Origin of the sequence: Paenibacillus sp. KACC 21273 (assembly GCF_028736095.1) — a bacterium.
In the GTDB taxonomy this organism is placed as follows: Bacteria; Bacillota; Bacilli; order Paenibacillales; family Paenibacillaceae; genus Saccharibacillus; species Saccharibacillus kyungheensis.
The window spans coordinates 3,382,295-3,396,036 of record NZ_CP117876.1; the positions used below are offsets into that span (position 1 = coordinate 3,382,295).

10 protein-coding genes are annotated in these 13,742 nt (G+C 39.0%); 1 reads left to right on the forward strand and 9 read right to left on the reverse strand.

The window, feature by feature from the left end:
* Positions 1-162: 162 nt before the first annotated feature.
* From pgsA to yfmF, 7 genes are all read right to left on the reverse strand, one after another.
* The gene (gene pgsA / locus PQ460_RS14695; protein ID WP_274170290.1) at positions 163-750 is read right to left on the reverse strand and encodes a CDP-diacylglycerol--glycerol-3-phosphate 3-phosphatidyltransferase; all 588 of its coding nucleotides are present in this window, start codon (positions 748-750) and stop codon (positions 163-165) included.
* A 128-nt stretch (positions 751-878) separates the two neighbouring features.
* Positions 879-1,367: a YajQ family cyclic di-GMP-binding protein gene (locus PQ460_RS14700; protein WP_204824518.1), complete on the reverse strand. Its 489-nt coding sequence runs from the start codon at positions 1,365-1,367 to the stop codon at positions 879-881.
* A gap of 126 nt (positions 1,368-1,493) precedes the next feature.
* Positions 1,494-2,558 carry a helix-turn-helix domain-containing protein gene (locus PQ460_RS14705; protein ID WP_273615819.1) on the reverse strand — a complete coding sequence of 355 codons (1,065 nt, stop codon included), beginning with the start codon at positions 2,556-2,558 and terminating at the stop codon, positions 1,494-1,496.
* Between the two features lie 37 nt (positions 2,559-2,595).
* A complete protein-coding gene (locus PQ460_RS14710; RefSeq protein ID WP_069327324.1) occupies positions 2,596-3,363 on the reverse strand; it encodes a DUF3388 domain-containing protein in 768 nt (255 codons plus the stop codon).
* Positions 3,364-3,685: 322 nt separating this feature from the next.
* Complete coding sequence (gene ymfI / locus PQ460_RS14715; protein WP_273616284.1) at positions 3,686-4,414, reverse strand: elongation factor P 5-aminopentanone reductase; 729 nt, start codon at positions 4,412-4,414, stop codon at positions 3,686-3,688.
* 44 nt (positions 4,415-4,458) lie between these two features.
* Positions 4,459-5,742 (reverse strand): EF-P 5-aminopentanol modification-associated protein YfmH, encoded by a 1,284-nt coding sequence (yfmH, locus tag PQ460_RS14720; RefSeq protein ID WP_274170291.1) that lies wholly within the window; start codon positions 5,740-5,742, stop codon positions 4,459-4,461.
* A gap of 2 nt (positions 5,743-5,744) precedes the next feature.
* On the reverse strand, positions 5,745-7,028 hold the full coding sequence (gene yfmF / locus PQ460_RS14725; RefSeq protein ID WP_273615817.1) for an EF-P 5-aminopentanol modification-associated protein YfmF: 1,284 nt from the start codon (positions 7,026-7,028) through the stop codon (positions 5,745-5,747).
* Between the two features lie 396 nt (positions 7,029-7,424).
* On the opposite strand from yfmF, the gene PQ460_RS14730 reads away from it, so the two are divergent.
* On the forward strand, positions 7,425-8,501 hold the full coding sequence (locus PQ460_RS14730) for a stalk domain-containing protein (protein WP_204824522.1): 1,077 nt from the start codon (positions 7,425-7,427) through the stop codon (positions 8,499-8,501).
* A 153-nt stretch (positions 8,502-8,654) separates the two neighbouring features.
* Here the strand turns inward: PQ460_RS14730 and PQ460_RS14735 are convergent, their stop codons facing one another.
* Complete coding sequence (locus PQ460_RS14735) at positions 8,655-11,456, reverse strand: FtsK/SpoIIIE family DNA translocase (protein WP_274170292.1); 2,802 nt, start codon at positions 11,454-11,456, stop codon at positions 8,655-8,657.
* A 171-nt stretch (positions 11,457-11,627) separates the two neighbouring features.
* On the reverse strand, positions 11,628-13,307 hold the full coding sequence (locus PQ460_RS14740) for a ribonuclease J (RefSeq protein ID WP_273615815.1): 1,680 nt from the start codon (positions 13,305-13,307) through the stop codon (positions 11,628-11,630).
* Between the last annotated feature and the right edge of the window lie 435 nt (positions 13,308-13,742).

Sequence of the window (13,742 nt, forward strand, 5' to 3'; positions counted from 1 at the left end):
AAGTGCCTCCTCGTTATTAGGGTTGCTCTGTGATGTAAGTGCTTAAAAAATAAACCAATCATACCTATGGCAAAAGGAAAAGGCAATAGAGAGAACCCTATTGCCACTTACGCTGCATTACTTGTTATATCACCTATTTGCTGTTAAACAGAAACAGGTAGTTTATTCGGAAAAATGAATAACCGATTTGTTTTTGACAAAATAATCAATCCCTGAATAGATGGTGATCAACGTAGCTATCCAGATCATAATTTCTGCAAATGGAATACCTAATAGAGCAAATGGAAAATTGTTAATCATCAAAGCAGAAATCGCAATAATTTGTGTAATCGTTTTGGCTTTGCCCCAATTGCTAGCAGCCATTACTTTACCATCTAATAAAGCGATCTGACGAAGTCCTGTGACTGCAAATTCGCGACTGATAATAACTACAACCATCCATGCTTCACATTTGCCCAGTGCAACCAAAGAGATCAAAGCAGCAGATACTAATAATTTATCAGCCAAAGGATCAAGTAATTTGCCTAGATTCGTTACCAAGTTACGACTACGGGCAATATGTCCGTCAATTCCATCTGTACTGGCTGCAATAATAAAAATTAATGCTGCAATCAGATCGTTATAACTGACCTCAAAAGATGCTCCAATTTTTAAAAGCCCTTCTCCAAACGAAAAATTAACGAGCAGGAACAACATCATCACTGGTACTAAGAAAATACGTGTAAGCGTTATGCGATTAGGTAAATTCATTGTGTATCCTCCTTGCTGTATCTATTGTCCACAGCGAACCAATGATATGTAATTGCTCCCGCCTGCATCTTTTGTTTCATACTTTTACTGCCTCCATCAATTCTATAGCAAATAGGATAATACCGTGTTTATTTCATATTGGTGAATTGAAGATCCACAGTAAGGTCAGCTTTGCGAAGCAATTGAATCACTGCTTGCAAATCATCTCTATTCTTTCCGGTAACCCGAATCTGATCGCCTTGAATCTGACTTTTTACTTTCAGCTTCGCATCGCGAATCAATGTATTGATTTTTTTGGAGTTTTCTTGATCGATGCCTTGTTTTAATTTGAGTCGTTGACGTACTGTTCCCATCGAAGCAGACTCTATTGTTCCATATTCTATATTTTTGATCGGCAATCCTCTTTTGATCATTTTAGATTGCAAAATATCGATCAAAGCACCCAACTTATAATCGTCATCCGAAACAACAACTAATGTTTCTTTTTCCAAAGTTAGACTACTTTTGCTTCCTTTAAAATCAAAACGGCTCGCTAATTCTTTCTCCGTTTGAGTAATAGCATTGGTCATTTCTTGCATATCCATTTTGGATACGATATCGAATGAACTATCTGCCATGTGATCTCCCCCTTTTAGATAAAATTATAGAATATATGTTGTTACAAGTCTAATGGCACAAAAAGGACATCCTTAATCTGCTGTCTTATGGCAGCTTGAAGGTATGTCCTTTTGTGTGACTGACCATTAATTTCCGCTTGTCTCTGTAGAAGTTGATTCGTCAGTAGTTCCATCTGTAGAAGAATCTGTAGATGTGCTTGTAGAATCAGTACTACTATCTGTAGCAGCTTCTTTGACTAATTTTAGAACAATACGTGAAGTTGCTTTACCATCTGTGATTGGTTGTCCATTAATTGTAATATCGGTCGCTGGAGAATTACCAGATTTGATATATAATCCTGTATCACCTAGATCATAAGAAAGGTCTTGTCCACTTTCCGTATTATTGAAAAATAAACGTTCTCCACTAGAATCTGCTGATTTGTATACTTCAAGCCAACTTTGACCTGTTGCTTTGATACTTACTTTAAGCGGTGTTGTACCTGTGTAATTCACATTAAAAATAGTATTTCTTCCTTCTTTACCTGCTTGTGTAACGACAGGTTGTGATGCTGTATCTGTAGGCGGTGTTGTAGAATCTGTTGCTTCTTCATCCGTCCCAGTTGCATCAGGTGTTGATTGTTCTTGCTCTGTACCTGCTCCAGTAGGTGGTGTTGTCGTTGTACTTTCTGGAGTCGTTGTTGTGCTTTCAGGTGTTGTAGTCGCTGGCGGTGTAGTGGTGGTCGTTGGCTTAGTTGTTGTTTCTTGTTGCTGTTGACCTTTGTTATTACTTGCCACTTCAGGAGCGCCATTATCGTTACGTACTACAAAAATATAGACCAATACGACAATTAACAATGGGAAGATCCACATTAATGTGGTTGATAACCATTTGCCGCTTCGTCCTCCTGATGAAGATGTTCTTCTTGCCGCTCGCCTTTGTTGCACTACCGGTTCCATCACTGCTTCTGTTTCGGTCTCTGGAACATCGTCTTGATGCTCTTGTAACAACTCGTCCGCACTAAGACCTACCGCTTCCGCATACGTTTTAATAAATGCACGTACATAAAAACTGCCTGGAAGCACCTTAAAATCTCCTGCTTCAATTGCTTCCAAATAGCGTTTACGTATTTTGGTCATTTCTTGCACATCATCAAGTGATAAACCTTTCGCAAGGCGGGCATCCCTTAACTGCCGACCTAGATCTGACATACTATTACCTCCTGCTTAGAATGTTTTTTGACTTTTTTTATATATCATCCGCATAACTTTCCGTGAATGTATCATAGACGATCTCTTCTCCCGGATTGTTGCGCAATTCAATAATAATGTTGAAATCACTGTATTCATAATCAGATTCCCGCACAAAAATATCGGGATGTTCGATCACTTTGGTACTTGGCATCGCCATAATATCTTGAAGCAATTGATGGTGACGTTCATTGGAACGAATCGTACTGACAATCCCATCGATAATAAAGATGTTGTTTGGATTGTTTTCCTCTTCCGATAATTGGCTTCGTACAGTTTGTCTTAGCAATGTCGAGGATACAAATGTCCAGCGTTTCATCGCACATACGCTACCTGCAATAATCGATTCTGTTTTACCAACACGAGGCATTCCGCGTAAACCGATAATTTGATTGCCTTCACGTTTGAAGATTTCACCTAAGAAATCAACCAGTAAGCCTAATTCATCTCTTGTAAAACGGAATGTTTTTTTGTCATCCGAATCACGCTCAATATAGCGTCCATGACGTACTGCTAAAATATCAACAAGCTTGGGTTGACGCAAAGCCGTCACTGTAATATTGCTAACTTTGGCAAGCATATCACCAAGTAGACGAATCTTCTCATCATCATCCGTCTCTAATAGCATACCACGTGTCTTACCCTCTACACCATTAATGGTCAAAATGTTAACATTCAGCATACCTAATAAAGACGCTACATCTCCCAATAGACCAGGACGATTTTTATGTATCCTGTATTCCAAATACCACTGTTTTAGTTCCACGTTCACCTCTAACCTTTCTATCGCATGAATACTTTCTAGCCCGAATCCTATGTCGATGGATCACACATTTATTTTTATAACGGCACTGCTATATAGTCATCAAAGCAGATAGTCTATACCAACTCCGACCCTTTTCTGCTATTCAATGCAAAGTCATTAACACGTTAATGATATATAAAATAAAATAGAAAGGCAAGAAGCAGACAGTAACAACTTCGTAATCACTCAAACTACAAGATTATAGCATGATATGAATAGAAGCTTCTATACCTAAATATAGAAGCTCCTTCATCGTATAATATCTTATGGATCGATAGCAATATCAGGTCAAAAATCCACCGTTAGGACTCACGACTTGACCTGTCATATAACCTGATTCCGGCAAAGCCAAAAAGTAAACCATTGAAGCAATCTCATCTGGTTCAGCAATCCGTCCTGCGGGAATCTCTTCTTCTAACGACTCAATCTCTGCTGGTTCCAGATGAGCAATCATTTCAGTGCGGACAACTCCGGGGGCGATAGCATTCACTGTCACACCTGAAGGGGCTAGTTCTTTGGCTAACGCTTTGGTAAAAGCATTGATACCACCTTTACTTGCCGAATACAATACTTCACAAGAAGCGCCTGTAATGCCCCAGATACTAGATACATTAATAATCCGCCCATAGCGTTGATTGATCATATGAGGCATAAAGACTTGAGTACAGAGAAATACACTTTTGAGATTTGTAGCTATAACATCGTCGAAATCTTGTTCTGTCATATCGGTAAGCATGCCATAATGAGCAATTCCTGCATTATTTACCAAAATATCAGGCAACATATCATGCTGTTCTAACTTATCACGCATTCGCTTAATCTGCTCCATACTGCGTAAGTCTGCGGCAATGGTCAACACTTTCACACCATATTCCAGACATATACGAGCAACATCATTCGCTTCTTCATGCGAACTGCGATAATGAACAGCTACATTGATGCCAGCCATAGCAAATCGCTTTGCTGTAGCAGCCCCTATTCCTTTACTTGCACCTGTAATCAGTACAGTCATTTGCGAAAAAGGCTTGCTACTTGCAGCTACAGATTGGGGCTGATTCACGGACTAACAACCACCGATACAGCCAGTTGATCCCAGTTCATATGTTCACGCAAGCGAGCATTCACATCTTCTACTGTAAGCGATTCATAGATTGGAAGAATATCGAAAAAGTCGCTATCACGGAAACGATTGCGTGTAAATTCATGAGCAATACTTTCAGGTGAATTCAGCATACGCAAATATCCGCCAATTTTTTTACGCAATGCACGATCAAATGCATCCTGGCTAAATCCTGTAGCAATCACTTTATCGATCTCTTCTTGCAGACGTTGTACAAGTAATTTCGGATCGCGGGTATCTCCACCCATCATTGAATAGCCATACTCTGTTGTACTGCTATAATCACTACCGAAATCATCGGAGATTAATTCTTCATCATACAATGTCTGATACAACTGAGTACTGTTACCAAGTAACAAATCAAGCATCAGCTTGGTCGTTAACGTACGACGTTGCAATGCTTCACCAGTCAGACCATTTTTGACTTCTTTTAGACCTAATAGACATTTAGGCTCTGATACAGGCAAACGAACTTCATGCCATGGTTCACCTACAGCTACCGGTTCTTCTTCAAAGAAACGACTGATTGAACCCTGTGGTTGATAATCTTTGGCTTGCTGATTAGCACGTACTTGCTCTATCACTGTCGCAGGATCTACTCCACCTACTACAAATAACATCATATTGGAAGGATGATAGAACGTGTTGTAACACTCATATAGTGTATCTTTTGTAATCGTACTGATCGATTCAATCGTACCTGCGATATCAATACGTAATGGATTTTTTTGATACATTGCTTCTAACAATCCATAATATACACGCCAGTCGGCATTATCTTGATACATTTGAATTTCTTGACCGATAATCCCTTTTTCTTTATCTACATTTTCTTTAGTAAAGTAAGGGTTTTGTACATAATTAAGCAATGTTTCTAAATTATCTTCAATCTGTTCAGTTGCAGAAAATAAATATACCGTCTGCTCAAAGCTAGTAAATGCATTAGCCGAAGCACCTTTAACCGAAAATTTAGAAAATACATCGACACCATCAGGTTCTTCAAACATTTTATGCTCCAAAAAGTGAGCAATCCCATCCGGTACTTTCACTTCTTCTTGTCCTTCTACTTGGAAATGATTATCTACAGAGCCATATTTGGTAGCAAATGTAGCATATGTTTTTTGAAATCCTTCTTTGGGAAGCACATATACTTGTAATCCATTATCCATAGTTTCGAAATATAAAGTTTCTTGTAAACGATCATAGCGGATACTTTCCATAATTATGCCTCCTTCTGTTCTGTCGTAAGGAAATAAATCGTATCAAGCGTTAATACACTTGCAGCAGACTGGATCTGCTCTGGTGTAACCGATTCTACTTCAGACAACAATTGTTCTACCGGACGATCTTTATCTGCAAAACGACCATTAAAGTCATAACCGATCATTTGATACGCAGAATCACGAGACTCTAATAAATCGTTACGGATCATCGCTTTGGTCTGACTAATCTCTGATTCACTGATGTCTCCAGCTTGTAGATTAGCCAATTGTTCTTTGATAATATTTAATGCTTTATCAAAGTTTTGTATTTCGATTCCTGATTGGATCGTTGTAATGCCTTTATATGGATCAAAGCGTGAGCCTACATAGTAAGCCAAACTTTCTTTTTCACGTACATTGGTAAACAATTTAGAATGCGGGAAACCACCCAAAATACCATTTGCTACCCAAGCGGAAGCATAACGATTATCTCCGTACGTAATCGGTGTACGTAATCCCATATTCAGTTTACCTTGACTGATTTCCATTTTTTCAACAATATGTTTGACTTCTGCACCAGCAGAGCGCGGAATCGATATTTTGTAAGCATGTAGTGTATTTGTTTTGCGAGCAAATTGACTGCCTACAAGTTCTAACACTTCTTCAAGGGTAGTATCACCCACAACATACAGATCCATCGTGCTATTTTCAAGCCATTGTTGGTAACGTTCATATACATTAGCACCATTAAGCCCGTCCAGATCACTTAATTGTCCCAAAGCATTTAAGCGATAAGGCTCATCTTTGCACATTTCTTGAATACAACGTTCAGCAGCATAACGAATTTTATCGTTTACTACAGACTCCAAGCGTTTACGAACATTTTCACGTTCTGCGGTTACATATTTTTCACGGAATGCATTATTTTCAAGTACAGGATTGGTTACGGCATCTCCCAAAAAAGAAATGCTTTGTTTTAACAGCGATTCATCGGCAGATACAAACGAATCATTGATCGTATCCATACGGAATTGCACCATCTGATAATCGCCTTTTTTGTATACATCAAATCCAAAGCCTGCACCATACATATTTTCTAAAGCTTCACGAAATTGTGTTGTTTCTGGATACTTGGCTGTTCCTCTACGCAAAATAAAAGGAATCAAAGCTGTAGGAGTAACTGTATCTTCTGCAAGGGGGGTTCCCATATAAAGTGAAACGGCAAATGTTTTGAATCGTGTAGTTGGCATTACATGTACACGTATCCCATTTACTTCACCGCGTTCGAATCCGGTATTATTCAACGTCAAAACTCCTTTATCAAGCCAATTTGGTAATGCTCTAACTTTACTTATTTTATACTAATCGAAATACAAGAAGCAAACGAGATGATAGGTATTTCGTTATACTGCAATATAAGACAAAGTATTCAAAAAAGGCGTTGGGTTTCTTTCCTACCTCTATTTGTGATAAAATTTAGTCTCTGATAGAGGAATATAGACGTTCTAATGTCGAATTTCTGGAAATCAGCATCTTTATAGCAACATATTTTATACACACTTCGTCATACTATACGAGGAATGGTCATGCTCAACCTACCGAGCAAAAACAAAAAGGATTACGAAGGGGTCATACTTTAGATTACGTATAGTAAAAAAGTATATCTCCAAATCTAGAAAAAAAGGAGCTCGACGAACAACATGAAACTAAGAAAAAAACCTGTGATTATTGCTACTGTGTCCGCTCTTGCTATTTCCGGCAGTATTTTTGTAAATAGCACTTATGCTTCGCAAGCGACCAAGCAACTCAAAGCGATGTACAACAATATTAAAGTCATTTACAACAACCAGGAAGTGACTGTAGATGCCAGCCAAGAACCATTCATGGTCAATGGTACTACATACATTCCACTTCGTATGATGGGTGATGTATTTGATAAAAAAGTAACTTGGGACAATACGAACAAAATTGTAAATGTAGCTGATAAAACAACTCAAGTACCGCAAACGACTGTAGACACATTGAATTCTCAAATTCAAAATCTACAATTGCAATTGAATACAGCAACAGCACAAAATACAACAAAAGATACAACGATTGCTCAATTGCAAGCGCAAATCACAAGCTTAAACACTCAAATTACAGATTTGAAAAACAATAACACTAGCTCAAATTCAAACAGCACTACTTTGAACAAATTACAAACAACGCTTAACAATTCTTATGCTGATTACAAAGGTACAAGTGCTAATATTGAATTAACAGGTAATTCAGACAAATTGAAAGTGAATATCAAAGTCACTGAAAGTGTATGGAATGATCTGTCTACTTCTAACCGTAGAACATTGTTACAAAATATCGTAGATGCTATTCATGATAACAGCACATATGATGATGCTACAGTAACAGGAACTGTAGTGAACAAAAACTCTGTTAAATTGCTAACATTCTCAACAAATAGCAGTAACAGTATCATCATCGGTTCAAATGTTGATTTGAGCACAGTTCAAACGACTTTGAATAACGACTTCGGTACGTACAAAGGTGTTAAATTATCGATTGAATTGTCTAACGATAATGATGAAGAAATCGTATTCCGTATCTATGCGAACAAAGGCGATTGGAATTCTTTAACTTCATACCAAACCAATACTTTGTTCAATAGTGTTGCTGAAGAAATTGACAGCGCCTATAGCAATATGAACAAAAAGATTTATGGATTTGTATATGATAGCTCTAACAAAACAAGTATTTTAGATCGTTATAACGGTTCATAAGATTCCGTTAGTTGAGCATTGAATACTCATAACAAAAAGAAGCGCTACTCGCTAATACATAGGAGTGGCGCTTCTTTTTTGTTATAGTCTAGTTCATACAGACAGCATCTACTTTAGATAGATTGGATCTTCTACGGTCTATTTTAAAGCATATTATGAATTACTGGCTAACTTCTGCTGATATTGTTCAACAGTAATTAACACTTCACGAGGCTTACTACCTTCATAAGGCCCTACAATACCATGAGCTTCCAGTGAATCAATCAGACGTGCAGCACGAGTATATCCAACTCTCATTCGGCGTTGTAATAGCGATACAGAAGCTTGCTTCCCTTCTACTACAATCTGCACAGCTTGATCATACAATTCATCCAACTGTTCATCTATATTGTTAACTGTATCATCAATCTCTGGCACAAGGTCTTCTACATATTGTGCATCACCTTGACCACGACAATAAGATACAATCGCTTCAACTTCTTCGTCAGACATAAATGCTCCCTGTACACGAGTAGGCTTAGAAGAACCTACAGGCATAAATAACATATCTCCGCGACCTAATAATTTTTCGGCTCCACCCATATCCAAAATGGTACGTGAATCGATTTGTGAAGATACACCGAAAGCAATACGTGAAGGAATATTGGCTTTGATCACTCCTGTAATAACATCAACCGAAGGACGCTGAGTAGCAATAATCAAATGAATACCTGCTGCGCGAGCCATCTGTGCTAGACGTGCAATCGCATCTTCTACATCGCCCGCAGCTACCATCATGAGATCGGCTAACTCATCGACAATAACAACAATGTACGGTAAAACCGCCGCTGGATTATCTTTCATCAAGTTGTTATAACCTTCCATATTACGTGTACCTGATTTGGAAAATAGCTCATACCGTTTTTCCATTTCGACAACGATCTTTTTGAGTGCTAATGATGCACGCTTAGGATCGGTTACTACAGGTGCTAACAAATGCGGAATACCGTTATAAATATTCAACTCTACCATTTTGGGATCGACCATTAAGAATTTTACTTCATCAGGCTTAGCTTTGTATAAAATACTCGTAATAATCCCGTTAATACATACCGATTTACCCGAACCTGTAGCTCCTGCTACAAGTAAATGGGGCATTTTGGCTAAGTTACCTACAATCGTCTGCCCTGCGATATCCCGTCCAAAAGCAATCGACAATTTAGCTTCGGATTCTTTGAAAATAGATGTCTCCATTACTTCACGCATCGTGACCATAGCAACTTCGTTGTTCGGTACTTCTATACCGACTGCCGCTTTACCCGGAATCGGAGCCTCCATCCGTATATCCTTGGCAGCTAGTGCCAGTGCAATATCATCGGTTAAGCCTACGATACGACTTACTTTTACACCTACATCCGGTTGTAGCTCATAACGAGTTACCGCTGGTCCGCGAACAACTTCAACTACTTTCGCCCGTACTCCAAAACTTTCAAGTGTAGTCTCTAGCTTACGTGCAATCACCATATAATCATTCTGGTCATTAGCAGTACTAATATTCTTCGGTTTGGCTAATAATGCAAACGAAGGCAATTTGTAAGGCTTAGGCTGTGGCACAGGAGGTGGTATAAGGGTTCCACCTTCTACTACAGAACCACTATTGGAATGTGGATGTCCTTCTACAGCTTGATTATTCTCAGACGACATAGATTCTTCATCTGTATGAGTGATATCTTCTTCAACTACCTGTAATGGTGTTCCATTGGTGTCATTTGAATCAGTCTGAAGAATAGCTGTTAAAGCTTCTGCTTCTATATCCGTTGTTGAAGCATCAGCGCCTATATTCTCACTAAGTGTGTCCTCTTCATTACGCTCTCCACGTTCATACTGCATCTGTGCAAAAAAATCACGAATAATAGGTGGTTTCTCATCTACCTGTCCTTCTACATCTGCATTATCCCAGAGATCACTTTCAGGCGTAGTAGCTATCGCAGGTGAAGATAAGATATCTGCTTGTTGAGTAAGTCCTACTTTTGGAGAAACACGACTTTTGGATCTTGTTGGCATAGCGGTAACAACAGATGCTGGTGTAAGTTCTTCTTCTTCAAATTGAGCATCTATCGCTGAATATGGATTTTCCTCATCTTGTTCTGCTTGACGATTCCGTTTACGACTCCACGGAAATAGACCTGATGCAGAACGTTTGGAATCTTGTTCCTCTTCTTCTAGTTCGTCTTCATATGCTTCCATCTCTACGGCTTCTGCTGCTTGCAGTTCACGTTCTTCTTGACGTTCAGCTTTGGCAATCTGCATCAATTCCAGCTTTTCTTGACCCCATGCCGATAATTGTTTTACATAACCACGTATACGCTGTACTAGATCAGCAACGGATAATTGAGTAATCAACATCAGACTGATAATCACCATAACTGTAGCGATTAATTTGGTTCCGATCACACCGAATAACATCATAAACAACCACATTTGCACAGCACCAATATAACCACCTGCCGCTTGTCTTGCTGGCAAAGAAGTTAATTGTTCGACTGGCACATATGTCAAAATACTGATTAATGTCGCCGCGCAAGTTAATAAAACCAAGCCTGATAATCTACCATTCCATCCTCGTGGCCATTTGCGCCGAAGCATAATAGCCAGCCCTATGTAAATACCAACCAAAGGCAACACAAAATAGACCTTGCCTAGTATAAAAGCAGTTATGTAATGCAAAAATTCGCCTACTGCCGCTTGTCTGGATAAAGCAATCACAGAAAATGTGATTAAAATAATACCATAGACTTCATATTTTAACGTTGCCCAAGCCGAAGCTTTTGCTTTGCTATTTCGCTTACGGGCAACCGGTTTGCGCTTTGTTGTCGTTGTTGTTTTCCGAGTCGCAGACGATGATTTGGACACCACTTTTTTTCGTGGTGAACTTTGTGCTGACTTGGACTTCTGGGTTGTTGTTGGCTTCGCCATTTGTCACCACCTCCGATGCACTATTATATCATATACCAAGCAAATGAAGTCTATTTGACTTCTAAAAAAAAACGCAAAACCCCCGTTCATCACATGGGACCGTCCAATATACCATGTGATGAACGGGGGCGACTGGTTGCCTCTTACCCGTTTATTCTATATTTCATGAACTCAGACTTCCATAATGATCGGAAGGATCATTGGTCTACGGCGCGTTTGCTCATATAAGAAACGACCAAGAGAGTCTTTAACACTTGTTTTCAATGATGCCCACTCGTTCACACGTTCGCTCATTAAGCGTTGCAATGTGCTTGTTACGATGCGGTTCGCTTCATCAAGTAATCCTTCAGATTCACGAACATATACGAATCCACGAGAGATAATGTCTGGTCCAGATACAATCTGTCCATCTTGTTTGCTCAGGGTAACGACAACAACAAGGATACCATCTTGTGACAATAGTTTACGATCACGAAGAACGATATTACCTACATCACCTACGCCTAATCCATCGATCAACACGTTACCAGAAGTGACTTTACCGGCTTTGCGTGCTACTCCACCTTGAATCTCAACTGTATCACCGATATCAATCATAAAGATATCTTCTGGAGCGATACCCACTGCTTCACCTAGTAAAGCATGTTTGCGTTGCATACGGTGTTCACCATGAATTGGGATAAAGAATTTCGGTTTCATCAAGTTAAGCATTAATTTAAGCTCTTCTTGTGATCCGTGTCCAGATACATGGACGCCTGAGTTAGAACCACTATAGATAACGTTTGCACCTAAGCGGAACAATTCATCAATCGTACGTCCAATATATTTTTCATTACCCGGTACAGGTGTAGCTGCAATAATAACAGTATCTCCCGGTAAAATATCGACTTTGCGGTGTGTCGAACGGGCCATACGTGTAAGTGCTGACATCGGTTCGCCTTGGCTTCCTGTAGACAGGATAACGACGCGATCTGCTGCCATTTTGTTTACTTCTTCCGGCTCAATAATCATGCCGTCTGGAATATCAAGATATCCAAGATCAGAAGCAATACCTACTACATTTACCATACTTCTACCGATTACAGTGATCTTACGACCTGTTGCAGCAGCAGCGTTAACTACTTGCTGAATACGGTGAACGTTAGATGCAAATGTAGCTACAACTACACGTTGTGTTGCTTTGCGGAAAATATCTTCCAACACAATACCTACATTGCGTTCTGAAGGCGTAAAGCCTGGTTTTTCTGCATTTGTACTATCAGATAGTAATGCAAGAACACCTTTACTACCAATTTCAGCCATACGTTGCAAGTTAGCGAACTCACCATTTACAGGCGTATGATCAAATTTAAAGTCACCTGTGTGTACAACGTTACCTTCTGGAGTAGCTACACATACACCTACAGAATCAGGAATACTGTGGTTCGTACGGAAGAATGTAGCAGTGAGGGTGTTACCTAATTTAAGTTCGGAATCTTCGTTGATAAGGATACGTTTCGTTTCGCCAAGCAAATTAGCTTCTTTCAGCTTGTTCTCCACTAATCCAATCGTTAATTTGGTACCGTATACAGGTACATTTAAATGTTTCAATACGTATGGTAGACCACCAATATGATCTTCATGACCATGCGTTAAAATGATAGCGCGCACTTTGTCACGATTTTCAGTAAGGTAAGAAATATCAGGGATAACGATATCGATCCCTAGCATATCCTCCTCTGGGAATTTAAGACCTGAATCAATCACGACAATGTCATTACCATATTGAATGACGTACATATTTTTACCAATTTCACCGACGCCGCCCAAAGCAAAGATCGTCAGTTTTTCGTTATTCGTTTTTTTCGACAATGTTATCTAGACCTCCTATAAGTATTGGACGTTATTACTAAATATTTTTAAACAAAATTTAATGTGTACATACAATTAATTACAAAACCTTCAATAAAGGTGGGTTCCCTTTTCAAAACGGATATCTATCAAACCGTTTCGATTCCGCAAGGAATCAGCACCCGAAAGCTTTATCGGTTCGTTGACCGTCTGCTGAGTTACACGAATACTTTGCCTGACAAAGAATTCATTCAGCAAACCTCTATTTCTTTATACCGCACCCAGTCACTTGAGATTATTATACATGATTAAAAAACAAAAACACAAGTCATGTTTACTTGAGTCTACTAAAGCCTTTATAATCTGCACGATTTCATGCAAATTTTATGTAACGATTCGCTATATTTTGCTGACTACTTGCTATGTATTTATAAGAAATAGTTCTATGTTCATAAA